The sequence below is a fragment of the Sorangium sp. So ce836 genome (genome assembly GCF_028553905.1).
Taxonomy (GTDB): Bacteria; Myxococcota_A; Polyangia; order Polyangiales; family Polyangiaceae; genus Sorangium; species Sorangium cellulosum_D.
The window spans coordinates 12,967,296-12,992,357 of record NZ_CP102233.1 but is presented as its reverse complement, the minus strand read 5'-3'; the positions used below and the strand labels follow the sequence as shown (position 1 = coordinate 12,992,357).

Annotated in this window: 21 protein-coding genes and 1 pseudogene; 10 read left to right on the top strand and 12 right to left on the bottom strand. The window is 72.2% G+C overall.

Going from position 1 to position 25,062, the window contains the following annotated elements; genetic code table 11:
- Nucleotides 1-380 precede the first annotated feature (380 nt).
- Nucleotides 381-689: a hypothetical protein gene (locus NQZ70_RS47535; protein WP_129580137.1), complete on the top strand. Its 309-nt coding sequence runs from the start codon at nucleotides 381-383 to the stop codon at nucleotides 687-689.
- Nucleotides 690-764: 75 nt separating this feature from the next.
- Here NQZ70_RS47535 and polX read toward each other — a convergent pair whose 3' ends face one another.
- Both polX and NQZ70_RS47525 read right to left on the bottom strand, forming a co-directional pair.
- Entirely contained in the window at nucleotides 765-2,543 is a 1,779-nt protein-coding gene (polX, locus tag NQZ70_RS47530) for a DNA polymerase/3'-5' exonuclease PolX (RefSeq protein ID WP_129580136.1), read from the bottom strand.
- A gap of 91 nt (nucleotides 2,544-2,634) precedes the next feature.
- Nucleotides 2,635-3,237: a DNA ligase LigA-related protein gene (locus NQZ70_RS47525; protein ID WP_129580135.1), complete on the bottom strand. Its 603-nt coding sequence runs from the start codon at nucleotides 3,235-3,237 to the stop codon at nucleotides 2,635-2,637.
- Between the two features lie 239 nt (nucleotides 3,238-3,476).
- Between NQZ70_RS47525 and NQZ70_RS47520 the strand changes: the two genes are divergently transcribed.
- From NQZ70_RS47520 to NQZ70_RS47505, 4 genes are all read left to right on the top strand, one after another.
- Nucleotides 3,477-3,617 carry a CBS domain-containing protein gene (locus NQZ70_RS47520; RefSeq protein ID WP_165374522.1) on the top strand — a complete coding sequence of 47 codons (141 nt, stop codon included), beginning with the start codon at nucleotides 3,477-3,479 and terminating at the stop codon, nucleotides 3,615-3,617.
- 17 nt (nucleotides 3,618-3,634) lie between these two features.
- Nucleotides 3,635-3,841, top strand: coding sequence for a hypothetical protein (locus tag NQZ70_RS47515; protein ID WP_129580134.1), 207 nt, complete (start codon nucleotides 3,635-3,637; stop codon nucleotides 3,839-3,841).
- Between the two features lie 463 nt (nucleotides 3,842-4,304).
- The gene (locus NQZ70_RS47510; RefSeq protein WP_129580133.1) at nucleotides 4,305-4,796 is read left to right on the top strand and encodes an Hsp20/alpha crystallin family protein; all 492 of its coding nucleotides are present in this window, start codon (nucleotides 4,305-4,307) and stop codon (nucleotides 4,794-4,796) included.
- Nucleotides 4,797-4,950: 154 nt separating this feature from the next.
- Entirely contained in the window at nucleotides 4,951-6,300 is a 1,350-nt protein-coding gene (locus NQZ70_RS47505; RefSeq protein WP_129580132.1) for a phosphoribosyltransferase family protein, read from the top strand.
- Between the two features lie 114 nt (nucleotides 6,301-6,414).
- Here the strand turns inward: NQZ70_RS47505 and NQZ70_RS47500 are convergent, their stop codons facing one another.
- Together NQZ70_RS47500 and NQZ70_RS47495 are read right to left on the bottom strand one after the other, a co-directional pair.
- On the bottom strand, nucleotides 6,415-7,002 hold the full coding sequence (locus NQZ70_RS47500; protein ID WP_129580131.1) for a DUF981 family protein: 588 nt from the start codon (nucleotides 7,000-7,002) through the stop codon (nucleotides 6,415-6,417).
- Between the two features lie 131 nt (nucleotides 7,003-7,133).
- Nucleotides 7,134-8,207 carry a 2-oxo acid dehydrogenase subunit E2 gene (locus tag NQZ70_RS47495; protein ID WP_275938189.1) on the bottom strand — a complete coding sequence of 358 codons (1,074 nt, stop codon included), beginning with the start codon at nucleotides 8,205-8,207 and terminating at the stop codon, nucleotides 7,134-7,136.
- Between NQZ70_RS47495 and NQZ70_RS47490 the strand changes: the two genes are divergently transcribed.
- A complete protein-coding gene (locus tag NQZ70_RS47490) occupies nucleotides 8,206-8,403 on the top strand; it encodes a hypothetical protein (RefSeq protein ID WP_129580130.1) in 198 nt (65 codons plus the stop codon). The two genes, NQZ70_RS47495 and NQZ70_RS47490, sit on opposite strands and share 2 nt — an antisense overlap.
- A 226-nt stretch (nucleotides 8,404-8,629) precedes the next feature.
- Complete coding sequence (locus NQZ70_RS47485; RefSeq protein WP_257792753.1) at nucleotides 8,630-11,368, top strand: cation-transporting P-type ATPase; 2,739 nt, start codon at nucleotides 8,630-8,632, stop codon at nucleotides 11,366-11,368.
- 600 nt (nucleotides 11,369-11,968) lie between these two features.
- Here the strand turns inward: NQZ70_RS47485 and NQZ70_RS47480 are convergent.
- Both NQZ70_RS47480 and NQZ70_RS47475 read right to left on the bottom strand, forming a co-directional pair.
- The gene (locus tag NQZ70_RS47480) at nucleotides 11,969-12,715 is read right to left on the bottom strand and encodes a formylglycine-generating enzyme family protein (RefSeq protein WP_237244694.1); all 747 of its coding nucleotides are present in this window, start codon (nucleotides 12,713-12,715) and stop codon (nucleotides 11,969-11,971) included.
- Between the two features lie 1,124 nt (nucleotides 12,716-13,839).
- Complete coding sequence (locus tag NQZ70_RS47475) at nucleotides 13,840-14,019, bottom strand: hypothetical protein (protein ID WP_129580129.1); 180 nt, start codon at nucleotides 14,017-14,019, stop codon at nucleotides 13,840-13,842.
- Between the two features lie 58 nt (nucleotides 14,020-14,077).
- On the opposite strand from NQZ70_RS47475, the gene NQZ70_RS47470 reads away from it, so the two are divergent.
- From NQZ70_RS47470 to NQZ70_RS47460, 3 genes and pseudogenes are all read left to right on the top strand, one after another.
- Complete coding sequence (locus NQZ70_RS47470) at nucleotides 14,078-14,437, top strand: transposase (RefSeq protein ID WP_129572564.1); 360 nt, start codon at nucleotides 14,078-14,080, stop codon at nucleotides 14,435-14,437.
- Nucleotides 14,438-14,567: 130 nt separating this feature from the next.
- Nucleotides 14,568-15,806, top strand: coding sequence for an IS110 family transposase (locus tag NQZ70_RS47465; RefSeq protein ID WP_129580128.1), 1,239 nt, complete (start codon nucleotides 14,568-14,570; stop codon nucleotides 15,804-15,806).
- 34 nt (nucleotides 15,807-15,840) lie between these two features.
- Nucleotides 15,841-16,725 (top strand): annotated as a pseudogene (locus tag NQZ70_RS47460) (IS3 family transposase); the annotation flags it as partial.
- Between the two features lie 484 nt (nucleotides 16,726-17,209).
- Here the strand turns inward: NQZ70_RS47460 and NQZ70_RS47455 are convergent.
- From NQZ70_RS47455 to NQZ70_RS47435, 6 genes are all read right to left on the bottom strand, one after another.
- The gene (locus tag NQZ70_RS47455) at nucleotides 17,210-17,740 is read right to left on the bottom strand and encodes a hypothetical protein (protein WP_129580125.1); all 531 of its coding nucleotides are present in this window, start codon (nucleotides 17,738-17,740) and stop codon (nucleotides 17,210-17,212) included.
- A gap of 132 nt (nucleotides 17,741-17,872) precedes the next feature.
- Nucleotides 17,873-19,717 (bottom strand): GNAT family N-acetyltransferase, encoded by a 1,845-nt coding sequence (locus NQZ70_RS47450; protein WP_408022451.1) that lies wholly within the window; start codon nucleotides 19,715-19,717, stop codon nucleotides 17,873-17,875.
- Nucleotides 19,648-20,184, bottom strand: coding sequence for an arginase family protein (locus NQZ70_RS53635; RefSeq protein WP_408022406.1), 537 nt, complete (start codon nucleotides 20,182-20,184; stop codon nucleotides 19,648-19,650). Before NQZ70_RS53635 ends, NQZ70_RS47450 begins: the two co-directional genes overlap by 70 nt.
- Nucleotides 20,181-22,511, bottom strand: a complete 2,331-nt coding sequence (gene ppsA / locus NQZ70_RS47445; protein WP_129580123.1) for a phosphoenolpyruvate synthase — start codon at nucleotides 22,509-22,511, stop codon at nucleotides 20,181-20,183. The genes NQZ70_RS53635 and ppsA overlap by 4 nt, the downstream gene beginning before the upstream one ends.
- Before the next feature lie 140 nt (nucleotides 22,512-22,651).
- Entirely contained in the window at nucleotides 22,652-24,658 is a 2,007-nt protein-coding gene (gene feoB, locus NQZ70_RS47440) for a ferrous iron transport protein B (protein ID WP_129580122.1), read from the bottom strand.
- Nucleotides 24,655-25,017, bottom strand: coding sequence for a FeoA family protein (locus NQZ70_RS47435; RefSeq protein ID WP_237244693.1), 363 nt, complete (start codon nucleotides 25,015-25,017; stop codon nucleotides 24,655-24,657). The genes feoB and NQZ70_RS47435 overlap by 4 nt, the downstream gene beginning before the upstream one ends.
- Nucleotides 25,018-25,062 lie beyond the last annotated feature (45 nt).

The window sequence follows — 25,062 nt, the reverse complement described above, 5'->3', positions numbered from 1 at the left end:
TGAGCGGGCATCTGCCGGTCAGCTCGCGCGAGCGGTAATGTCGAGCCTCGCCGCGCGCTCGCGCAGCGCCGCCTCGGTAGCGTCCGCGCGCGCCGCGCTGCGGAACGCCGCGGCTCCCCCGCCCCGCGGGCGCCCACCACTGCGATCGCCCGACACCCTCTTCGACCACGTCCTCGACCCGGATCGACAGTACTCGTGCGCATACTTCGCCGACATCTGTTCGAGGCCACGCGCTCGCCGGGCGCCCGGCGAGCGCGCGCGGCGTAGGGAAGCACTCGTCCAGCCGATGACAGCGAGGCGTCGCGTCACCAGGTTCCCTCTCGATTCCGGGCACTGTTCCGGGCACTGGGAACCTGGTGCACGGGTCGAAGAGAGCAGCGATGAGCGCCAAGCGAGCGAGCGGACGAGAGGCGCCGGGCGGCGGGCCGACCAAGCCGCGCGGGCCGGGCAAGGGCGCGCAGCCGCGCGAGCCGACCGAGCCGACCGAGCGGAAGGGCGGCACCCCCGACGACGTCGCGGGCAGCGGGCAGGAGGAGGCGCGGGCGGGCGAGGCAGGGGACGAGGGCCTCTCCCCGGAAGCGCTCGAAGAGCCGCGGGAAGCAGAGGAAGCAGAGGAAGCAGAGGAAGAGGAGCACGGCGAGCCTCTGGACCGGGGCCACGTGTGCGAGGACAAGGGGCTGGATCGATAAGGGCGCACGCCCAGCAGCGCCGGCACCTCGCGCTCGTGGTGGGCCTGTCCTCGGGCCTGCCCGCTCCCGAGCCACCTAAGCGCTGGCCGCGCCGCCGGCCGGGCACGACCCCCGGGCGGCGGTCGCCGCGCGCCTGCGCCGGCCGATGAGCTCCAGGAACTCCGCGCGATGCGCCGTGTTCGCGATGTCCGCCGCGGCGCACCAGCCCCGCCGCGCCTGATCGATCCCGTGGCGCATGAAGCCGAGCTCCGCCACTGCGTGCGCGTCGGTGGCGACGACGAGCTTCGCGCCGGCCTCTCGCGCGAGGCGGATGTGGACATCGCAGAGGTCCAGGCGCTCGGGCTGAGCGTTGATCTCGAGCAGCACGCCGAGATCGCGCGCGGCGCGCGCGATCCGCGGCATGTCGAGCGCGTACGGCTCGCGCTTGCCGAGGAGGCGCCCGGTCGGGTGGCCGAGCGCCGTGACGAACGGGCTCTCGAGCGCGCGGAGGATACGGCGCGTCATGTCGGGCTCCGCCATCGTGAGCTTCGAGTGCACGCTGGCGACGACGTAATCGAGCGCCGCCAGCGTCGCGTCGTCGAGGTCGAGCGCGCCGTCCTCGAGGATGTCGACCTCGGTCCCGTGCAGGATCGCGATCCCGTCGATCGTCCGGCGGAGCCTGTCGATGGCCCGCGCCTGCCTGCGGAACCCCGAGGCGTCGAGCCCGCCCGCCACGCGGACCGCCTGCGTGTGGTCGGTGATGGCCACGTAGTCGTACCCGCGGGCCGCGCACGCCCTGACCATCGCTTCGAGCTCGTCGCGCCCGTCGGTGTACGTCGTGTGCACGTGGAGGTCGCCTCGGACGGCGCCGACCTCGACGAGCTCGGGGAGCCGCCGCGCGCGCGCGGCCTCGATCTCGCCGGCGTCCTCGCGCAGCTCGGGCGGGATCCAGGGCAGCCCGACCGCGCGGAAGACGTCCTCCTCCGCCTGGCCCGCGATCCGCCGATCGCCCCGGAACACCCCGTATTCGTTGATCTTCAGCCCGCGGCTCACGCCCAGCGTGCGAACGGCGATGTTGTGGGCCTTCGAGCCGGTGAAGTAGTGGAGGGCCGCGCCGTAGGACGTCGGCGGCACGACGCGGAGGTCGATCTGGAGCCCGGACCGCAGCACGACCGAGCACTTGGTCGCGCCGTGGGCGAGCACCTGCTTGATCTCCGGGTACGCCAGGAGGCGCGACGCGACCGGCTCGCCGTGCCTCGCGGACACGAGGATGTCGACGTCGCCCACCGTCTCCTTGCGGCGCCGCAGGCTGCCGGCCACCTCGACCGCCAGGGCCTCGCGCGCCGCCCGGAGGTGCCGGAGCAGCGGCTCGACCTGCGCCTCGGCGTCCGCGAGCCGCACGCGCCCGGCGGTCGCCCGCCGCTTCAGGCAGCCGTCGAGGATCGTCGCGGCGAGCTTCTCGCCGAAGCCGCGCACGCCGACGAGGCGGCCCGACCGCGCGGCCTCCACGAGCTCGTCGACCGTCGCGATGCCGAGGCTGTCGTGGAGCAGGCGCGCGCGCCTCGGCCCGAGCGACGGGATCCGCATCATCTCGACGAGGCTCTCGGGGGTCTTCGCCGTCAGCTCCTTCAGCAGCGGCAGCTCGCCGGTCTCGAGGAGCTCGACGATCTTGCCCGCGAGGTCCTTGCCGATCCCGGGCAGCGCGGTGAGCGCGCCCGCGCCGTCGCGCTCGACGAGCCCCGCGACGGGCTCGCCGAGCGCCCCGAGGGTGCGCGCCGCGGTGCGGTAGGCCCGCACGCGGAACGGGCTCTCGTCCTGGATCTCGAGCAGGTCCGCCACCTCCTCGAAGATGCGAGCGATGTCGACGTTTTCCATGCACCCCTCGGTTCCCGTCGGGTTCGCGTCGGGTTCCCGTCTGGCTCACGCCTGGTTCACGCATCGACCAGCTCTCGGAGCTGGTGCTCCGTCAGCACGGCGATGCCGAGCGCCCTTGCCTTCGGGAGCTTCTCGCCGGGGCTCTCGCCGACCACGACGGAGGGGGCAGGCCGCCGTCCACGAGCCGCAGGGGCACGGAGCGGATCGTCTTCACGTTGGCGGTGACGTCCTCGCCGCGCTCGCCGTCCCCGCGCGTCCCGGCGCGGGCGAGCGCGCCGCGCTGGTACACCACCTCGATCGACGCGCCGTCGAGCTTGGGCTCTGCCACGAGCGCGAGCCGGCCCTGGCCGAGCGCCTGACGAAGTCGGCCGACGAACCGCCGCACGTCCTCCTCGTGGACCACCGAGTCGAGGCTGAGCATCGGCGCGAGGTGGCGGACCTCGGGGAACGCCGGCAGCGGGGCCCCGGCCACGCGCTGCGTCGGCGAATCCGGGGTCACGAGGTCCGGATACAGCCCTTCCAGCCGCTTCAGCTCGTCGAGCCGGCGATCGTACTCGGCGTCCGAGATGACCGGGCGATCGAGCACATAATAGAGGTGGTCGTGAGCCCGGATCTCGCGGCGTAGCGCCTCGATCCGGCGGCGCGCGTCGTCGCGCGCGAAGGGCGCCACCCCTGCCGGCGCTGCCGCGCTCATGCGTGAGATCCCTGCCAGTCGGCGGCGCGCACGATCACCAACCCTCCCCGCCGCGCCGTTGAAGCAGGTGATGTGCCACGAGGCTGGGCTGCCGCGCGGGAACGCGGCCGAGGCGAAGGAGGCGAGGTCAAGGAGGCCGCCTGTGCGCCCGGCGCGCGGTACGGAGCGTGCTCCGCACCGTCCCAGCGAGGGTCGATGCTCGTTGGAGACGTCATGACGAGAGGGTGGAGACGGCATCCATGGGGGCGACGCTCCAGGCGACGGCGCTCAAGATGCGAGAGGCGGGCGTGGGCATGCTGCCAGCCCTCGAGAACGAGCGCCCGATCGGGGTCATCATCGACCGCGACATTCCGCTGCCCGAGGGGGCGTGCTGCTCGTGAGTCAGGGGAGGAAAGGTATGGCCGAGTTCCAGATCGAGCTCAGTGAGCGCGAAGCGAGAGACATGCGGACCGCCCTGTCGATCCGGCTCGTTGGGATGCGAGAAGAGCTGGTCCACACCGACGATCGAGAATACCGGGCGGACCTGAAGGCGGCGATCGAGCGGCTCGAAGCGGTGCTTCGGCGCCTCGAAGCGATGTTGGCCGGGCCGAAGCCGACGACGTAGGCCTCATGGGCCCGCCGCGCCGGGGCCTTACGCGACGCGATCACGTGCGTATCATGGAAGACGCGGACGCCGCCGGTCGCCTGCGAGAGCACGGCGGCGATCGCGTCGGTCGCCGCCGTGACGAGCGCTCGGGGCTCATGGCGCCGTTCATTCGAGCGGGGGCGCGGCCGTGATGCCGGTTCGGACCCGCGACGAGCGCACGAGCCCACCCTCGGACACCGCGCGCCGCGACCCGGCCGAGCGGGTACACCCCCCGCGAGCACGGATCCTGCAACTCCCACCCTCGGCAACCACCGCGCGAGCCGATCGTCCCGCATGATCCGGGCTCAAGCGCTCGAGCGAGGGTCCTCCGGGCGCGCGAGGCTCTGCGCGTTGCAGGAGTTCAGGAAAGGTCGTCTGGAGTTCGAAGGAGGTCACCATGACGTTGCTGTCACGTTGGCGAGAGCCTCGTAGGATCGCATCGATGATGCGCGCGCTCGACCCGGAGCGCATGATGCGCGAGATGTTCCAGTGGGATCCGTTCGCGGAAATGGAGCCAGTCACCCGGCTCCGCCAGCCGGAGGCCTGGTTCTCACCGGACATCGAGCTCCGAGAGACGAAGGATCGCTTCGTGTTCCGGGCCGACCTGCCGGGCGTGAAGGAGAGTGACGTCGATGTCTCCATCAGCGGGCGCCAGCTGTCGATCAGCGGCAAGCGCGACGAGGAGCGCGAGGAGCGAGAAGGCGAGCGCGTCTATGCGTACGAGCGTGAATACGGCAGCTTCTGCCGCTCGTTCACGCTGCCCGAGAGCGCCGATCTCGACAACATCCAGGCCGAGCTGAAGAACGGTGTGCTCGAGATCATCGTCCCCAAGGCAGCCGGGGTCAAGCCGAAGCAGATCCCGCTCCGCGGCAAGGAGCCGAGCGCCGAGGGGTCGACCGAGGCGAAGAAGAGCGAGGCGAAGAAGGCCGCCTGAAGCGCCGCCCAGCGACCGCGCGACGGCCGCCGGGCGCCCGAGCTCTCCGGGCCGACCGCGCCGGGACGAGGCCGCAGCGTCGGGAGCCCGGCGGAGGACCCGAGGGCCGGTGTCAGGGGCGAGGGACGTCACCCGGCGATCGGAGGAGGGGCTCATGCTGTTTCGAGATCGCGTTGATGCAGGGCGCCGCCTGGCCTTCGCGCTGCGGCGATACCGCGAGGAGGCGCCCGTCGTCCTCGGGCTCCCGCGCGGCGGGGTCCCGGTCGCCCACGAGGTCGCGCGGGCGCTCAAGGCGCCGCTCGACGTCTGGGTGGTGCGCAAGATCGGCTTCCCGGGGCGCGAAGAGCTGGGCCTGGGCGCCGTCTCGGAGGGCGGAGAGGTGTACCTCAACGACGAGGTGCTGGCGGAGCTCGGCGCCCCCCCGGAGGAGGTCGCGGAGCTCGTGGACCGCAAGGCCGCCGAGGTCGAGGCGCGCGTCCAGCGCTTCCGGCGCGGCCGGCCGCCGCCCGACCTGGCGGGGCGCACCGTCATCGTCGTCGACGACGGCATCGCGACCGGCGGGACCGTGCGCGCCGCGCTCCGCGCCGTCCGGCGGCGCGGGCCGAGGCGCCTCGTCCTCGCGGTCCCGGTCGCGTCCGCGAGGACGCTCGACTCCCTGCGCCCCGAGGTCGACGAGGTGGTCTGTCTCGACGCGGATCCGCGCCTGTTCGCGATCGGCGCCTATTACCAGGACTTCAGCCAGACCACGGACGACGACGTCATCGCGCTGCTCGAGCGGGCGCGCGGCGGCGGCTCGGGCAAGGACGAGGAGGAAGCGCCGGCGGAGCTCGCCGGGGAGGAGCTCCCCGTCGAGATCGCGCTCGACGACGGCGCGCGCCTGGAAGGCGACCTGGTGATCCCCGCCGGGGCGACGGGCCTGGTCCTGTTCGCCCACGGGAGCGGCAGCAGCCGGCACAGCCCGCGCAACCGGTTCGTCGCCGAGGTGCTCCAGGGCGCGGGGCTCGCCACGCTGCTCCTCGATCTCCTCACCAAGGAGGAAGAGGCGGTGGACGAACGGACAGGCCACCTCCGGTTCGACGTCGAGCTGCTCGCGCGGCGGGTCGTGGGCGCGGCCCTGGCCATGCGCGAGCTGCCCCCGACGAGCGCGCTGCGGCTCGGCTACTTCGGCGCGAGCACCGGCGCCGCCGCGGCGCTGATCGCCGCGGCGAGGCGCCCGGACCTCGCGGGCGCCGTGGTGTCGCGGGGCGGGCGCCCCGACCTCGCCGGCTCGTACCTCAAGGAGGTGCACGCGCCCACGTTGCTCCTCGTCGGGAGCGAGGACACCGAGGTGCTCGCGCTCAACTGGGAGGCGCTGGAGCTCCTGCGCGGACCGCGGCAGCTCGCGATCGTGGAAGGGGCCACGCACCTGTTCGAGGAGCCGGGGACGCTGGAAGAGGTCGCCCGCGCGGCGAGCGCGTGGTTCGTACGATACCTTTCGCCCCGGGCGCTCGAGGCGACCGCGTAGCGGAGACAACCGCGTGGATCGAGGCTCATGGTCGCCCGTGGCGCTCGAGCCGACGAGGCCCGGACGGGCGAGGAGCTCGAGGAGATGTGATGTGCGCCGGCGACGTGCGGGCTATCACCACAAGCGCATCTCGCGGGGCACCCACTTCCCGAACGCGTCGAGGCCCGTGTGCTTCACGTAGGCCACATAGCCGAACAGCGCGAACAGCGCCGCCGAAGCCGCGAGCAGCGCGCCTGCTGCGCGCCTCGCCAGCGCGGACCTGTCCATCGCCGGAGCGATCAGCAGTCCGAGGCCGCTCGCGCCGTACATCGCCGCGGCGAGCGCCGGGTTCTGCGTCATCCCGTGGCGCGCGATGGCCAGCGCGAGCACCAGGTTGGTGATGCCCCCGAGGGCCCCGAGAAGGAGCAGGGGGCCCAGGCGCTCGCCGAGCGACAGCGCCGGCGCGCCGATCACGAGCAATGCCCCGAAATAAACGAGCGGCTCTCCGAAGAGGATGTTGTACCCGCCCGGGATGGGCCATGTCAGCACGAGGTGGAGGCCCGTGATGAGCAGGATGAGCCCGCACGCCCCGAACGCCCAGGCGAAGCTGCGGCGGCGAGCCTGCGAGTCATCGGCGGCGGGCGTGCTGAAGAGATACCAGGCCCCGAGCGCCAGCGCCGCCGCCGCCGTGACGAGCGGAAGCGTGAGATAGTTGATGTACATGGATTCCTCATCGTCGTGCGAGCTGGTCGTCGCCGAGCCAGCGCCCGACGCCGCCGAGCCGCGCTCGAGAACGTAGAGCCGGCGTATGCGCGCCGGCAGCGCGGCGACGCCCGCGGGAGACGCGACCTACGTCAGCGAGGCGTGGGCACGTCCGCGTCGAGCCGGTCGAAGCAGCGGAACGGGTCCTCCAGCATCTCGCGCACGGTGCGCGCCAGCACGCTCGCGTGGAAGCCGTCGATGAATCGGTGATCGAACGTGGCGCTCACGCGCATCACCTTGCCGGGCACCACCTTGCCGTCCTCGACCACCGGCTCGTCCCTCACCACGCCCGGGACGACGAGCACCGGCGTCCGCGTGTAGGGCACGAGCGGCACGTAGGCGTTCTCCAGGCCCAGCGAGCCGACGTTGGTCACCGTGAGCGCGCCGAACGGATCGCGCGGGAGCCCGAGCTTCGACAGGTCCAGGTTGAGCGTATACATCATGAACGAGAGCAGGCGCAGGGAGGCGTTCATGAAGAGGAACGGGATGTGCCGGGTCGCGCGCTTCGTCCCTTCCACCGCCCTGTCGCGCCTCCTGCGTGCGCGTTCGATCGTCCGGTCCAGCTCGTCGACGATTTGCACCAGGCTCTTTTCATGGGCCCGCTCGATCGTGGTCACGGTGAGGTCCGCCTCGCCGTCGCCGCCGGCCGCCTGCACGACCAGCACCGAGACGGTGACGCCGCGCCGGAGGTAGATCTTGTTCCAGCGCAGGATGGCGTTGGCGTCGGGGCAGCGGCGCAGCGCCTCGGCGCAGGCCTTGGCGATGAGGTGCGTCACCGTCAGCCGCCGGCCGGTGCTGCGGCGGAACGCCTGGATATAGTCGAGCGCGCGGTCCATGCGCAGCGTGAGCGTGCCGTACACCGACGGATCGTACGCGGTGCGCCAGGAGCCGATGGCCAGCTTGCGGAAGCTGGAGATCTCCTGCTTGGGCACGAGATCGAGATGGGGCATGATCCACCCGGCCATGGCCCACGGGCTGCACGGCTCGGGCCAGGGCGTGCTGCGCGCTCCGGCCCCTCTTGCGGCGCCGGGCGTGCTCGTCGTCGTCGCGCCGAACGCGCTCCGGTCCGGCGCTGCGCCCGCCTCGCCGTTGATGTCCGACCGGCCGTGCCGCTTGACGCGTGCTGTCGTGGCCGCAGGATACCGCGCGGGGAGGGATGACGTCATGGCACACCCCGTCGGAGAGAAGCTACGTTGCGACGATTGCGGCGCGGAGATCGTGTACCTCGCAGCCTGCAACTGTCCTTCGCAGGAGCAGAGCCAACACGCCAACGTCTGCTGCGGCAAGGAGATGCGCAGTCTGGGCATCGTGGCCGAGACGCAGGCGGCGGCCGCGAGCGCGCCGAAGAAGTCGGCCGCCTGAGAGCGCGGTCCATCATGGCATGCCGTTCTTGTGAACGGCGCTGTCGTCCCTGGCATGACACCGGTGGTGGGCGCCGCCGACACGGCCAGGGCGTAAGGAACGAGATGGCGAGTGGTGGCGAGCGCAGCGCGCCGCCGCGGACGCTCAAGCCATGACGGTGGTTGCCACGATTCGATGTTCGACGGCGGAATGATGACGGGGATGACCCTGGCCGAGGCCTGCGGAAGTGAGTCGCTTGTCTCCTCCTGCCTCCGCGGCCGGTCCTGTCGGCGCGGCCGGACCGGCAAAACCGCTCCACGAAACCGGCGCGCGATCATGCGTTCATCCCGCGGAGCTCGCCGCGCTCTCCGTCGAGGGGCGAATCCAGGCCTTGCGATCCGCGCCCAGCGGCCTGACCGAGGCCGAAGCGGCGAGGAGGCGGCTCGTTCACGGCGACAACGAGCCCACGCCGCCCAGGCGGTCACGGCCGGTCCGGACGCTCCTCGCGCAGCTCACGCACACGCTCGCGCTGCTGTTGTGGCTCGGCGCCGGGCTGGCCTTCGCCGCGGGCGCCCCGGAGCTCGGGTTCGCCATCGTCGCGGTCGTCGTGCTCAACGGCGTGTTCGCGTTCCTCCAGGAGCACCGCGCCGAGCAGGTCGTGAGCAGCCTCATGCGCCGTGTCGCCGTGCGCGCCCGCGTCGCGCGGGCGGGCGCCGAGCGGCGCGTGCCCGCGCGCGAGCTCGTCCCGGGCGACGTGGTCCGGCTCGCGGCAGGGGAGATCGTCCCGGCCGACTGCATCTTGCTCGGCGCAGACAGCCTCTCGATCGACCTCTCGATGCTCACGGGCGAGACGGCCCCCGTCGATCGCGACGCCGCGCCGGTCGCCCCGCCGGGCCGAGGCGCGGACGAGCTCGCGCTCCCGAGCCTGCTCCCGAGCGGCGCGTCCGTGGTGACCGGCGCGGGCGAGGCGCTCGTCTTCGCGACGGGCGCCGAGAGCGCCGCGGGCAAGATCGCCCTGCTCCTCGAGCAGGGCGGGCGCGAGGGCTCGCTGCTCGAGCGCCAGGTCGCGCAGCTCTCGCGCATCACCGCGGTGATCGCGGTGATCGCCGGCGCGGCCACGCTCGTGCTCGCGCAGGCGTTCCACCGCGTCGGCCCTCTGGGCGCGCTCACGTTCGCGATCGGCGTGATCGTGGCGCTCGTCCCCGAGGGGCTGCTCCCGACGCTCAGCGTGTCGCTCGCGATCGGCGCGCAGCGCATGGCGGCCCGCGGCGCCCCGGTACGGCGCCTGTCCGCGGTCGAGGTGGTCGGGTCGGTGACGACCATCTGCACGGACAAGACGGGGACCCTCACGCAGAACACGCTCTCGGTGCGCGGCTTCGTCCCCGCGCGGGGCGCGCCCCCGGACGCGGAGCAGGCGGCGCGGCTCGCGGCCGCGCTGTGCAACGACGCGCGCCCGGCGCCGGCGGGGCGCGATTGCGAGGGCGATCCGGTGGACGTGGCGCTCGCGCGCTGGGCCGCGGCCGGCGGGGTGGACCTCCGCGAGGCGCGCGCCCGGTGGCCGCGGGTCGCCGACACCGCGTTCGACGCGCGTCGGCGCTACATGACGGTGACGTGCGCGGCGGGCGGCGCCACGCGGGAGTTCGTGAAGGGGGCGCCCGAGGCGGTGGTGGCGCTGACCGGCGCGCCGGCGCCCGCGGGCCTCGACGAGGCGGTGGTGAGCGCGGCCGCGCGCGGCGAGCGCGTCCTCATGCTCGCCGTGAGGGACGCCGGCGGCCCGCTCACGTGCCTGGGCCTGGTCTGCCTCCACGACCCGACGCGGCCCGAGGTCCCCGCGGCGATCGCCGCCTGCAGGCGCGCCGGCGTGCGGGTCGTGATCCTGACGGGCGATCACCCCGCGACCGCGCGCTCGGTGGCCGCCGCCATCGGGCTGGATACGGCGGATCGCCTGGCCGAGGGGCCGGCGATCGACGCGATGGATGACCGGGCGCTCCTGGAGCTGCTCCAGGCCGGCGCGACCCTCGCGCGCACGACGCCGGAGCAGAAGCTGCGGGTGGTGCAGGTGCTGCGGCGGGCCGGCGAGGTGGTCGTGGTGACCGGCGACGGCGTGAACGACGCCCCCGCGCTCCGCGCCGCCGACGTCGGCGTGGCCATGGGGCTGCGCGGCACGGAGGTGGCCAAGCAGGCGGCGGACATCATCCTCTCCGACGACAACTTCGCCACGATCGTGGCGGCCATCGAGGAAGGGCGGGCCATCAAGCAGAATATCCGCCGCTTCGTGAGCTATGTGTTCACGAGCAACGTCGCGGAGCTCGTCCCGTTCCTTCTCTACATCTTCTTGCCGATCCCTCTCCCGCTCGCGATCGTGCAGGTGCTCGCGATCGACCTGGGGACGGACGTGCTCCCCGCGCTGGCGCTCGGCGTGGAGCCGCCGTCGCCCGCGACGCTGCACGTCCCACCGGAGCCGCCCCGAAGACCGATCCTCACACGGGAGCTCGGGCTCAGGACCTTTTTCCTCTATGGGACCGTCGAGGCGCTGCTCGGCGTCATCGCGTATTTCAGCTTTCACTGGGCGCACGGCTGGAGGCCGTTCGGTTCGCTCGAGCCGTTTCGCGCGCTGGAGCGAGAGGCGGCGACGATGACCTTCGTCGGGATCGTCTCGGGCCAGATAGGGTGTCTGATCGCGCAGCGCGACGGGCCTCTCCGGAAGCGGCTCGCGTTCTGGTCGAACCCCTGGGTGGCCGCGGGGCTCTCGACCGAGGTCGCGCTGGCGATCGCGCTGCTCTACGTGCCTGGGCTGAACGGGTTGTTCGCGATGGCGCCGGTGGGGCCGGCGTGGCTCCTCTGGCTGCCCGGGGGCGCCGCGGCGATGGTGCTCGCCGATGCGCTGCGGCGCGCCGTGCTGGACCGCGGCGCGGGGCGCGGGGCGCGGGGCGCGGGGCACGGGGCGCGGCGGCGTGAGATGGACCGCGGCCGCGGCGTGCGATGACTCGGTGCCGAGGCGAGCAGGCGGGAGAGCAGGATGCGTGCCCGGGCGACGGACGCGGGATGGGAGAGGAGCCGCGGCATTCTGCGGGGAGCGGCGGCGAGGCCGCCTCGCCGAGCCGGCCGGTGGCCGGCCGGTGGACCGACCGCGTGGAGCGCGGCCGCTCAACGTGGGCCGGAGCAGGCCGCGCCGGTGCGGAGCGTACAGCGTCACCTGAATCGTTCGACCCGAGGGCGGCGTGAGGCCTCCCGTTTGAAATTCAATTCTCCCGAGGCTTCGGGCAGCCTCCGGTTTGAAATTCAATTCTCCCTGGAGGCTCCTGGCAGCCTCCGGTTTGAAATTCAATTCTCCCTGGAGGCTCCTGGCAGCCTCCGGTTTGAAATTCAATTCTCCCTGGAGGCTCCTGGCAGCCTCCGGTTTGAAATCCAATTCTCCCCGGAGGCTCTTGGCAGGCGGTGTCCTAATTAGGACAGGCGGCACCTCGGCTGGATGATGTCCGGAACCACATCGGCGCCGCCCGCGTTCCGGGCACTCGCCCGGCGCATCCCGGACCCCCGTTTTACTGAATGAACGGCGTGCGGCGAACACGGCACAGGTGAAACCCTACAGAGCCCTCGCGCACCGGGTCCCGACGATGTTCCAGCGGACCGGCGGGTCGTAGAAATAGCGGCGGGAAGAGAGCAGGCCCGACGCAAGGTCGCTCCAGCCCCCGCCCCGGACCACCCGGACCGAGGCTGGGATTATATTGGTGCAATTATTGCATTCGCCTGCTGGGTACGGATTCGCGTACCAGTCCAGGACCCATTCCCACATGTTCCCGGCCAGGTCCGCCTGACCCCACTTCCCATCTCCCATCGGCGACCGTGAGCCGACCGACTCGATGTGGTTGGACGCATATAGCGCGTACGTGTCATCGATCGTGGTCGAGCTTGCCGGATTCGACCACGGATACTCCCGCTGCTCCTCTCCACCCGCCGCCGCGTAGTTCCACTCCGCCTCGGTCGGCAGCCGGCCCTCATCCCACGCGCAGAACGCGAATGCCACGTACCAGCTCAGGCAGTTCATCGGAAGGCGCTCGTTCGCGCCGAAGCCATCCGTCCATGTCTGGTAGGTCGAGTGGCACTTCACCGCGGCCTTCAGCGCTGCTGCGTCGGCGGGCAGGTTGCTGTTCCACGCCTCATTCCACCCGCTGCCCTCAATCGACGGATGCGTCCCCGCTCCCGCCGCCGGCTTGCTCCCGGGATACGCATCCACGAACCTCCGGAACCTCCCCACCGTCACCTCGAACCGATCCAGCAAGAACCCGCTCACCGTCGCCGGGTACCCTGGATCGTTGCTCCGGTCGAACATGCCCCCAGGCACCGCCTCCCCCGTCGCGCAGCAGCTTTCGTTGCCACCGGGCCCGCACGTCTCGGCCAGTCCAACACAGCTCGGCGGCGTCACGCACGTCCCTCGATTGCACACGGGCGCTACCGCACCACACGGCTCCGCGTCCTCCCACGCGCCGCGCTCATCGCACCGCTGCGGCCGGTTCAACGAACAGCGCACGTTTTCCGGCCCGCACTCGCCGGCGCACGTTCCGTCCACGCAGGTCTGACCGACGCATGCCTCTCCGCTTTCCCACCGCCCATCGACGCAGCGCTGCGGCGTGTTCTCCGAGCACTTCTCCTCGTCGATGGAGCACTCCGCGCCGCCTCCGCCACCTCCGGTTTCCGCGGTGCCACCGGTCCCTCCGCCCGCGCCCCCAACGCCTCCACTCCCGCCCCCGCCGACAGCCCCTCCATCTCCGCCGGCGCCGCCGCTGCCCTGCGCTGGACTGCCGTACCCACCCGTCCCAGTCCCCGGACCGAAGCTGCTACCGCCGCCGCCGACGGCACCGCCCGCTCCTCCCCCTCCACCTGGTTCATAGCTGGACCAGTCCGCGCCGATGAACCACGCGCAACCGCCCGATGCGGCCGCAATCCCGGCCAGAGCCATCGCCACCGACACGTCGAACCACTTCAAGCCCGCCATCGATGCGGAGCCTCGTCCTCCAGCGCCTCCGCAGTCAAGGGCTCACGACACGACCGGCTAGTCCTCGCCCTGCCGGCTGATGCGGTGCGTGAGCCACGCCCAGAGCGCGGCGTCCTCCTACGCCTTCCGGCCGCCCCGCCCGCGCATGCGGCGACCCTACCACGGGCGCGGCGCGCTCCGACGACGCCCGCGCGCCATCACGCGAAAGATCCTTCAAACAGGCTGCAAACGCGCACGCTGGCTAGGACATGCGCTGTCCCATCGATGTGGAAACCACGGGAAACATAGGCTTACGGTGCTACGTTGGTGGGACAGGCAAAGCGCCCCGCCTCGGCTGGTACCCGAGACGGGGCTGCGGAACGCCGGATGGTGGCCCACCCGTCGCACGTCGCGCTGCGATCATGGGCACGCGTCCGGAGAGGTGCAAGCCCATGGCGAACGTGCTCCCGGCGGAGCGGCGGCTAGAGGTGCTCGCCGCGCTCGTGAACGGCACCACCATCAGATCGACGGAGCGCATGACCGGCGTCCATCGCGACACCATCGGCCGCTTTGCGCAGGCCGTCGGCGAGGGCTGCGCGCGGCTCCATGACCGCATGGTGCGCGACCTGACGTGCGCGCTCGTGGACCTCGACGAGCAGCACAGCTGGTGTGGTCCTCCCCCGCTTCCGTCGACACCCCCGACGGCACCAGGAGGCAGGGATGGGACGGAGAAAGAGGAGGGCGTTCACGCCCGAGTTCAAGGCGGAGGCGGTACGGCTGGCGAAGGCGAGCGACCGGAGCATCGGCCAGGTGGCGAAGGACCTCGACCTGACCGAGACGGCGCTGCGCGACTGGATCAAGCGCGCGGACACCGACGCGGGCCACGGCCCGCCGGGGGCGCTGACGACGCCGGAGCGTGAGGAACTGCAGCGGCTGCGCCGCGACGTGAAGCGGCTGGAGATGGAGCGCGAGATCTTAAAAAAACGGGCATGCGCAGGGGCGCACCCGCGAAGCATGAAAGCCGGTAGACTGCGGGCGCGGATCGCGTCGGGCCAAGGTCGACGCTTACTGGTGTCGTGAGCCCGAAAAAAAACGGACCCGAGCGTCGCATCAGGCACCCCGAATTGTTGCCGTCTCCGCAAGGAGCGAGCACGCCAGGTAAAATCGCCCTTCGCGACGCTCCCCGGCGCCTTTCGCGCTGGAGGTCAAGATGGAGGTCCTGTACGCCTGCTGCTGCGGGCTCGACGTGCACAAGGAGACCGTCGTTGCATGCGTCCGGATCCAGGAGCCCCGAGGCCGCGCAAAGACGACGGTGCGTTCGTTCGGCGCGACCACGGCCGAACTCCTCGAACTACACCAGTGGCTCACCGAGCAGGGCTGCACGCACGTGGCGATGGAGTCGACGAGCGTCTACTGGAAGCCGGTCTTCAACCTGCTCGAGGGCAGCTTCGAGGTGCTGCTCGCCAACGCGCGGCACATCAAGGCCGTCCCGGGCCGGAAGACCGACGTCAAGGACTGCGAGTGGATCGCCGACCTGCTCGCGCACGGACTCATCCGGGCGAGCTTCATCCCGCCCGCCCCGATCCGGGAGCTGCGGGACATCACACGGCATCGCAAGAGCCTGATCCGTGACAAGGCCACCCTGGCCAACCGCGTGGGCAAGCTGCTGGAGACCGCCAACATCAAGCTGAGCAACGTCGTCTCCGACGTGCTTGGCGTGTCCGGCCGCGCGATGCTCGCGGCGCTCATCGCCGGCGAGCGCGATCCGAAGAAGCTTGCGGCGCTCGCCCGGGGCCGGCTCATCCCCAAGGCCGAGCAGCTTGCCGAGGCGCTGCGCGGTGGATTCTCGAGCCATCACGCGTTCTTGCTGGAGCAGCTCTTGAAGCAGATCGACCATCTCGCCGAGCTGATCGCCGCATGCGACGCCAGGGTCGTCGACCTGTGCCAAGCGCACCGCGAGCCGCTGCAACGGCTCCGGACCATCCCCGGCGTCGCGCAACGGACGGCCGAGGTCCTGCTGTCGGAGATCGGGCTCGACATGACGCGCTTCCCGACCGCAGGTCACCTCGCCTCCTGGGCGCGGATGTGCCCAGGCAACAACGAGAGCGCGGGGAAACGACGCAGTGGCGCGACCGGCACCGGCAACAACTGGCTGCGCACCACGCTGCTGGAGTCGGCGTGGGCTGCCTCACGATCACGCAAGACGTACCTCGGCGCGCAGTACCGCCGGATCGCGCGCCGCCGTGGGCCCAAACGAGCGGCGACCGCGGTGGCGCACAGCATCCTGGTCATCGCGTTTTACGTTCTGCGCGACGGCGTGGAGTACCGGGATCTCGGGCCAGACTATTTCGACCGCGCCAATGCGGCCAAGCTCACCAAGTACCACCTCCGGCGCCTGGCCGAGCTGGGGTACGAGCTGCCCCAGCCTCGTGCCCAGCCCGGAGCGTAGGCTTTCTAGGTAAAGCGGCGGCCTTCTTCGCGAAGGAAAACGAGTGAGGTTCGAGTTCATCGACGCGGAGAAGGCGCACTACCCGGTGCTGGTGCTGTGCGCGGTGCTGCTGGTCTCGCGCAGCGGCTACTACGGATGGGCCAAGCGATCGGAGTCGGCGCGGGCCAAGTCCGACGCTCAACTGAGCGTGCAGATCAGGGCCGTGCACCACAAGAGCCGTGGCCGCTACGGCAGTCCGCGCATCCACGCGGAACTGCGTGCTCGCGGCATGCGTGTCGGCAAGAAACGGGTCGAGCGGCTGATGCGCGCTCAGAGGCTCGCGGCTCGGAGGAAGCGGCGCTTCCGCCGCACCACCAACTCGCGGCACAACGGCCCGATCGCCCCGAATGTGATCGAGCGGCAATTCGATGCTCGAGCGCCCAACCAGGTCTGGGTGACGAACGTGACGTACATTCCCACCGGCGAGGGCTGGCTGTACTTGGCCGTGATCCTGGACCTGTTCTCGCGCCGCGTGGTCGGCTGGGCCGCGAGCGCGTTCAACGATCGCGCCCTGGCGCTCACCGCGCTCGCGTTCGCCTTGGGAACGCGGCGGCCGGCGCCTGGGCTGGTGCACCACTCGGATCGTGGCAGCCTCTACGCCAGCGACGACTACCGGCTCGTGCTCGGGACCCACGGGCTCATCCCGAGCATGAGCCGCGCCGGCGACTGCTGGGACAACGCCGTGGCCGAGAGCTTCTTCGCGACGCTGAAGGCGGAGCTGGTCGAGCACGAGCGCTACCCGACGCGAGCGGCCGCCATCGCATCGATCGGAGACTACATCGAGAACTTCTACAACCTGAAACGACGGCACTCACGGCTCGCCTACATGAGCCCGATCGAGTTCGAATTGAAGACCTACGTGACCGCGCGCGCGGCATAGTGAGACTGTCCGCGGAACCGGGGGAGGACCACTCCGCCGGTGGCCCCGGCTGCGGCTCGTCGGCGCGCGCCAGCCGGTGTGTGAGGAGGTCTCGCTCGAGGTGCGGGTGACGGGCCGGCTGCTCGACATGGTGGAGCTCCGGCTTGCCCAGTCGCACAGGTGCCGCCTGCGCGTCTGGGGCGTGCGGGCGCTACCGAGGGCGCACGTCGTCCGTCGGCTCGTGGGCCGGCGAGCTCGCCGGGGGGTGCCCCGGAGGGCTGCCCGGCTGATCGTCGCCCCTGAACCCGCGTGCGCGCCGCTCGCGTGCACGACCCTCGCTCAGCCAGCACTGGGCGAAGACGTACAGGTAGACTGGTAGTCCGGCGCGGAGCCAGCCCATCGGCGAGAGCGGCCCCAGGGGAGCCGGCGCATCGAGCCACGCCGCGGCGACGACGGCCGCACCGGAAGCCAGGATGCCGATTGTCCTCAGGGTCCTACCCATGGCTCAGATGAGGCCGCAAAAGACGCCCAGCGTGCCGAGGGCGGCGCCCGAGTAGTTGGAGCAGCGCTGCGCGTCCCGGGGGTCTCTTGCCCTGGGGCACAGCACGGAGGTTGCGAACATCGTGGCGCCCAGCATGAAGACGCCGCACCCGAGGCCTATGGGGCTCCATCGCTGCTGAGCCGCAACGATCGGCTCTCCGCCCTCCTCGGCGGCAGGCGCGGTGCTCGCCTCTACCTCGCCGCTGAGCACCGAGGCGCAGGGCACGTCCGCGACCAGGCCCGGCTCGAGCGGGTCGAAGATGCGGACTGCCGCGTCTGGGCGGTCGGCGCACGCCGCGACGAGCTCGTGCCGCCCGGCCGCCACGATCTGCGGGATCGCCGGCTCCTCCGGGTCGAGACTCAGCTCGAAGCGACGCGGCGGAAGGCCGGCCTCCTCCGCACCGCCCTCCTCTCCCGCCGCGTTCGGTTCGTCTGCTGTTCCACAGGCCGGTGCTCCGATGAGCGCGGCCATGGCCAGGCCGATCCTGGTGTGCATGGTCCACCTCCACGCGACGCATTCCGTCGCGCGCGGGACTTTGTTGCCAGCGGCATGCCGCCGCAGGCCCCGCCGCGATTCGCTGCGCACCAGGCGGCGGCGCGCGGCTGCCCGCCGCTCGGACCGCGCGAGTCACGCGTGGCGCGGTCCGGGGCTGCTCGGGCCGGCCGCCGGCGCGCCGGCGGCGATCGCCTCGAAGTGGGCGGTGACGTGGTAAACGCCGGCCTGGAGATCGAGGCAGAGGCGCAGGCCGCTCTTCTCGAGCACCCGCATCATCGCCTTGTTGGTGAGCAGGACGTCCGCCTCGAAACCCGAGATCCCCCGGGCTCTCGCGATCTCCGCCATCCGCCGCATGAGCAGGGTGCCGACCCCCTTGCCCTGCCACTCGTCGCGGACGACGAAGGCGACGTCGGCCAGGTTGTTCTTCGGATCGACGTCGTATCGGGCCATCCCGATGATGGTCTCGTGCTCCGGGCCGACGCAGGCCACGATGGCCATGTTCTGCTCGTAATCGAGGTTCACGAGCTGCTGCATCTCCTCGTGAGGGTGCTCCCGCTTGTGGCTCATGAAGCGGCGGTAGGTGCTCTCGTCCGAGAGGCGATAGAAGAGGTCCTGGAGCGCGGCCTCGTCGGAGAGCCGGACCGGCCGGCAGAGCAGCTCGTCGCCCGACGGCAGGCGCGCGGCGCGCGTCTCCTGCCAGGGGTAATCCGCGCGCGAGATGACCTGATCGACGAACACGTAGCGGCGCTGCTTGGCCGCGGCGAGGAGCTCGGCGCGGTGGTCGGGGTGGGCGATCTCGATGAGCGCGAGCGCGCGCTGCCGGATGTTCCGGCCCCAGAGATCGGCGACGCCGTGCTCCGTCACCACGTAGTGCACGTCCCCGCGGCTCGTCACGATGCCGGCGCCCTGCTCGAACGCCGGCTGGATGCGGCTGATCTTGCCGTCCTTCGCGGTGGACCGGAGCGCGATGATCGGCTTGCCGCCGCGGCTCCGCGCGGCGCCCCGGATGAAGTCGACCTGGCCCCCGATGCCGGAGAAGAAGCGGCCCAGCAGCGTGTCGGCGGCGACCTGGCCGGTCAGGTCGACCGCGAGCGCCGCGTTGATGGCGATCATCCTGTCGTTCCTGGCGATCGTCAGCGGATCGTTGGTGAAGGCGGACCCGCGCATCTCGATCATGGGGTTGTCGTGGGCCCACGCGTAGACGGCGCGGCTCCCGAGGAGGAACGAGGTCACGAGCTTGCCTGGCAGGAGGGTCTTTCTGCGGTTCGTGATCACGCCGCGCCGGACGAGATCCATCACGCCGTCGGAGAGCATCTCGGTGTGGACGCCGAGGTCGCTCCGGCCCTCGAGCGCGGCGAGGGCGGCGTTCGGGATCTTGCCGATGCCCGTCTGGAGCGTGGCGCCGTCGGGCACGAGCGACGCCACGTGGCGGCCGATCGCGCGGTCGATCTCGTCGAGCGGCTCGGCCTGGCGCTCGGGGAGCTCGCGGTCGACCGGGACGAGGTGGGTGATCCGGTCCACGTGCAAGAACGAGTCTCCGTGGGTGCGGGGCATCCGCGGATTGACCTCGGCGAGGATGAGATCGGCCGCGTCGACGGCGGCGCGGACGATATCGACGGAGACGCCGAGGCTGACGAAGCCGTGGGCGTCCGGGGGGCTCACCTGGATGAGGGCCACGTCGATGCGCACCCGGCGCGACAGGATCAGATCCGGGATCTCGGAGAGGAAGACCGGCATGAAGTCGGCGCGCCCCTCGTGGATCGCCTCGCGGACGTTCTGGCCGATGAAGAACGCCGTGTGACGGAAGCGCCGCTCGAGGCCGGGGCGGACGTACGGCGCGGGGCCCTCGGTCATCAGGTGGACGATCTCGTTGTCGGCGAGGTGGCCGCCGGACTCGACCATCGCGTTCACGAGATCGCTCGGCTCCGCGGCGCCCGAGCCGACGAGGATGCGGCGCCCCCGCGGGATCGCGCGGATGGCCTGCTCGGCGGTCGTGATCTTGTCGGCGAAGCGCGTTTGCCAGTCCGTGACCGTCTGCTGCATGATGTGCCTTCTCCCGTGCTCCGCGGGACTCGGCAAGAAGCGGACCACCGGCCGGAGCTCGGCGCGCGCGGCACCCTCTTCAACGCGGCTGGGCGATATCCCCTGAGCCCGTGCGCAGCCTGTGCGCCACGCCGGCGGCACCGGGCCCCGCCGCCGCCGAGCGCGCGCCTGCAGCGGCTGCGGGCGAGCGCAAGCCGTTCGCCAGGCGGAGCCTCGATGCTGGCCATCGTCTCGGCGATGGATGGCGGGATGACGTTCACGTCGCCGTCGTCCACGACATTGAGCACGTCGAGCGGTTCGACGGAGAGCGCGTTGTTGTACCCCGACACCAGCACCGACGCCTCGCGGAGCCGCCGCGGCCCGAAGCGGGCGCCGCTGCGGTAAAGTCGGTGATCCCTCACGGCCGCCGCGCCGCCTCGAGCAAGAGCCGCCGCTCGGCCGCCGCGATGACCTGGCGCGCCGCGGGCTCGGCGTCCGGGTTCACCGAGATGGACGTGATGCCGAGCCGCACCAGGTGCTCGGCGAACTCGGGGCGGTTCGACGGCGCTTGCCCGCAGAACGAGGAGGTGATCCCGGCCGCCCTGCACGCCTGGATGATCCGCCCGATGGCGTCGAGCACCGCCGCGTCGGACTCGTCGAACAGCTCGGCGCACAGCGCGGAGTCGCGGTCCACCCCCAGCATGAGCTGGGTCAGATCGTTCGAGCCGATCGAGACGCCGTCGATGCCCATGCGCGCGTACTCCGGGATCCAGAACGCGGCGGAGGGCACCTCGGCCATGACCCACCGGTGCAGCCCGCGCTGGCGGCCGAGCGGGCTCCGGTCGATGCGCTCCAGGCAGGCCGCGAGCTCCCAGCGCGTGCGGACGAACGGGATCATGACATGCAGGTTCGGCGTCTCCTCGCGGACGCGGGCGAGCACCTCGAGCTCGAGCGCGAACAGCTCCGGATCGCGGACATACCGGTAGCAGCCGCGATACCCGATCATCGGGTTGTCCTCGGTGGGCTCGTATTGCTCACCCCCCTTGAGCCCGCGGAACTCGTTGGTGCGGAAATCGTACGTCCGGTAGATGACCGGACGGGGCTGGAAGGCGCGGGTGATGCGGAGCAGCGCGGCCGACATCCGCGCCACGAACTCGTCGCGGCCCCCGGACGCGATCAACGCCTTCGGGTGCACGCCGCCGAGCGCGTCGAGCAGCATGAACTCGGCCCGGAGCAGCCCCACGCCGTCCACGGGCAGCGCGGCCACCTCCTCGGCGCGCTCAGCGATCGCCATGTTCACGTAGAGGCGCGTGCCGAGGACGGCCGCCGAAGCCGCGCGCGCGAAGGCGCCGGCCGGAGCGCGCTCGGCCGGCGCCGCGGCCTTCGCGGCGGGCTCGACCCCCGCGGCCGCGGGCGCCCCGTCCGGAGCGGCCCCGGGCGCCTCCGCGGCGGCCCGTCGCCCTTCGAGGACCTTGCCGTGCGCGCCGTCGACCGTGACGAGCTCGCCGTCCCGCAGGGTCCGCGTGGCGGAGCGCGTGCCCACGACACAGGGGATGCGGAGCTCGCGGCTGACGATCGCGGCGTGGCAGGTCATCCCGCCGCTGTCCGTCACGAGGGCCGCCGCGCGGCGGATGGTGGGCACCCAGTCGGGTGACGTCATGGGCGCCACGAGGACCTCGCCGGGCTCGAGCCGCTGCCCCTCCTGCGGCGCGCGGAGCACGCGCACCACGCCGGACGCCGTGCCCGGGGACGCGCCGAGGCCCGCGACGAGGACCTGCCCGGGGCCGGCGTGGGGCGCACCCAGCGTGGTGATCGGACGGGTTTGCACCAGGTACGTCGCCCCGTCCTCGACCGCCCACTCGATGTCCTGGGGAGCGCCGTAATGCTCCTCGACCCGCAGCGCGAGGCGCGCGAGCTCGAGCACCTCGTCGTCCTCGAGCACGCGCCGCGCGCCCTCGTCCTCCGGCAGGTCCACGCGCTGCTCTCCGCCGCCGTCCGGCGCGCGCACCAGCTTGAACGCCTTGTGTCCGACGCGGGCCTCCAGGAGCCGCGGCCCGCGCTTCGCGACCGTGTACGTGTCCGGCTCGACCTGCCCGCCCACCACGACCTCGCCGAGGCCGAACGCCGCCTCGACGACGAGGCGCGAGGTGTCCTTCGTCGCGGGATCCGCGGTGAAGATGACGCCGGAGCGCTCGGAGCTCACCATGCGCTGCACGACGACCGCCAGGGCGGGCTCCTCGGCGAGGCGCTGGGACTTCCGGTAGCTGACCACGCGCTCGCAGAAGGCGGAGGCCCAGCAGTCGCGCACGCGGTCGAGCAACGCCTGCTCGCCGGTCACGTCGGTGTACGTCTCGTGCATGCCGGCGAACGAGGTCGAGGCCGAGTCCTCCGAGGTGGCGGACGACCGGACGGCCACGACGGCGCCGGGCCCCAGCTTCCGGTACGCGCCGACGATCTCCGCCTGGAGCTCGGCCGGGAGCGGCGCCGCCCGGACGAGCCGCTGGAGCGCGGAGCAGGTCGCGCGCAGCCCGGCCGGGTCGTTCGGATCGGTCTCGGCGAAGAGCTCGCACAGCTGCTTTCGCACCCCCACGGCCTCCATCGCCGCGAGGTACGCGTCGGCGGTGATGACGAACCCCGGCGGCACGGGCAGGCCGGCGCGCGTGAGCTCTCCGAGGTTGCCGCCTTTTCCTCCGGCGGACGCGACATCGTTGCGGGACAGCGAATCGAACCAGAGGACGTGCGCGGTCACCGTGTCTCCTCGTCGAGATCGGATGAATCCGCTCGGCGCTGCCGCGCCGGCGGCTCGCTCGAGCCTCCGCGCGTGCGTCGGAGCTCGGGCCTCCGGCGCTGGAGCAACATCCAGACCCGGCGCCGCCACCTCGCGATGGCTCACGGGATCCCGAGCAGCCCGCTCCCTTGATAGACGACGAGCGCCGCGACGTACGCCGCCGCGTAGCTGTAGGCGAGGACGAACGCCGGCCAGCGCCAGGTCTTCGTCTCGCGGCGGATCGCCGCCACGGTGCTCATGCACTGGCAGGCCAGGACGAAGAACGCGAGCAGCGCGAGCCCGGTGCGCGTCGAGTACGCGAGCGTCCCGTCCGGGCGCGTCGCCTCGCGGATCCGCTCGGCGAGCGGCGCGGGCTCGTCCGCGGCGTCCTCGATGCCGAAGATGACGCCCATCGTCCCGACCATGACCTCGCGCGCGCCGAACGAGCCGATGAGGCCGACGTTGATGCGCCAGTCGAAGCCGAGCGGCGCGGTCACGGGCTCGAGCGCGCGCCCCACGCCGCCGGCGATGCTCGACTCGAGCGGCGTCGCGGCGGTCTCGGCCGCGGCGGCCGGCGGCTCCGGCGGCGCGGCGCCCGGCATGGGGACCTTCAGCAGCACCCACAGCACGGCCGAGACGGCCAGGATCACGGTCCCGACCTCGCGCGTGAACCGCCACGCCGCCTGGGACGCCTTGCGGGCCACGACGCGCACCTCGGGGCTGCGGTACGCCGGCATCTCGAGCACCATCGGGAGCGAGCGCCCGCGGGTCGCCGTGCGCCGGAGCACGAGCGAGGCGACGAGCCCCGAGAAGATGCCGGCGACGTAGAGCGCGACGAAGAGCAGCGCCTGCACCCACGGGCCGTGGGCGGCGAAGAACGTCGTCAGGAGGAGCGCATAGGTGGGGATCCGCGCCGAGCACGCCATGAGCGGGAGGACCAGGATGGCCGTGAGCCGCTCGCGCGGATCGCGGAGGATGCGCGTCGCGTGCACGGCGGGCACCGCGCACGCGTGCCCCATCAGGAGCGGGAGGAACGCGCGGCCGCTCAGCCCCATCAGCTGGAGCAGGCGGTCGACCAGGAAGGCGCCGCGCGCGAGGTAGCCGCTCGCCTCGAGCAGCTCCATCGCGACCGTGAGGATCACGATCTGCGGCATGAAGGCGAGCACCGTGCCCGCGCCGCCGAGCAGGCCGTCGACGACGAACGAGGCGGCGAGCCCCCCGCCGAGGGCGCGGGACACGAGCCCGCCGAGCTGGCCGATGGCGGCGTCGAGCGCCTCGGTGGCCGGCGTGGCGACGAGGAACACCGCGGCGAAGAGCAGCGCCATCAGCCCGAGGAACAGGACCGGACCGGCCGCCGGGTGGAGCAGCACGGCGTCCGCGCGCGCCGTGAACGTCCTCCTCCGCTCCGCGGCGGCGTCGCGGCGCGCCGCCTCGACGTACGCGGCGCGCGCGACAACGTCCGGGTCCCACGCCGCGGCGCCGGGGGCCTCTGCGGCGCCCGCGTCGCGCTGCGCGGCGCCCGCGCCGCGCTGCGCGGCGATCGCGTCGCGCTGCGCGGCGATCGCGTCGAGCCGCGCGGCGATCGCGTCGAGCACCGCGCCGCGCGCGGCCGGATCCCTCGCGCTCACGAGCAGCACGGGCAGGCCGATGGCGCGCTCGAGGGCGCCGAGGTCGATCCCGCGCCCCTCGGCCTCGAGCACGTCGCGCTGGGTGGCGACGAGGAGCGGCGCGAGCCCGCGGCGCACGAGCTCGCGCGTGAGCCGCAGGCCGAGCGCGAGCTGCGTGGCGTCCAGCACCTGGACGACGAGGCGCGGGCGCCCGCCCTCGCCGGTGCGGTCGAGGAAGCGGCGCGCGACGCCCTCGTCCGTCGCGGGGTCGACGACGGACTCGATCGAGTAGAGCCCGGGGAGATCCGCGATCGTCGCGACCTTTCCGCCGGCGAGGCGGACGTCGGCGGTGAGGATGTCGACCGTGATGCCGGGGAAGTTGCCGACGTGGGCGCTGCCGCCGGTCAGCCGGTTGAACAGCGACGATTTGCCCGAGTTCGGTCGCCCGAGCAGCGCGACGAGCGGCCGCTCGGCCGCCGCCGGAAGGCGCGCCGCGCGCACCTCGGAGGCCGCGGCCGTCATGGGATCCGATTCGGCAGGGGCGCGACCAGGATGGAGCGCGCGAGCCCCGCGTTGATCGCGAGCTCGCCGCCGGAGCCGGTGCGCACATGGAGGGGGCCGCCGAACGCCGCGCGCCGGATCAACGTGAGCGTCTGGCCGGGGCCGAGCCCCATGGCTCCAAGCCATCCGGCGAGATCGGCGTCGAGGCCGACCTCGACCACGACCGCCCGCTCACCGGCGCGCACCTCCGCGAGCGGGCCCGTGGCTGGAGCGTCGTGCGCGTCGAGGTGCGGGGCACCCACGCCCGTCGGGCGCAGCGTCGCGGAGCTCGGGTCGAGGGGAATCGGGTCGAGGAGAACAGGAGAGGAAATGCCGGGCATCTTGTTCCGATCTCAGATGCTGAAAGTGTAAGTCAATTTCATCAA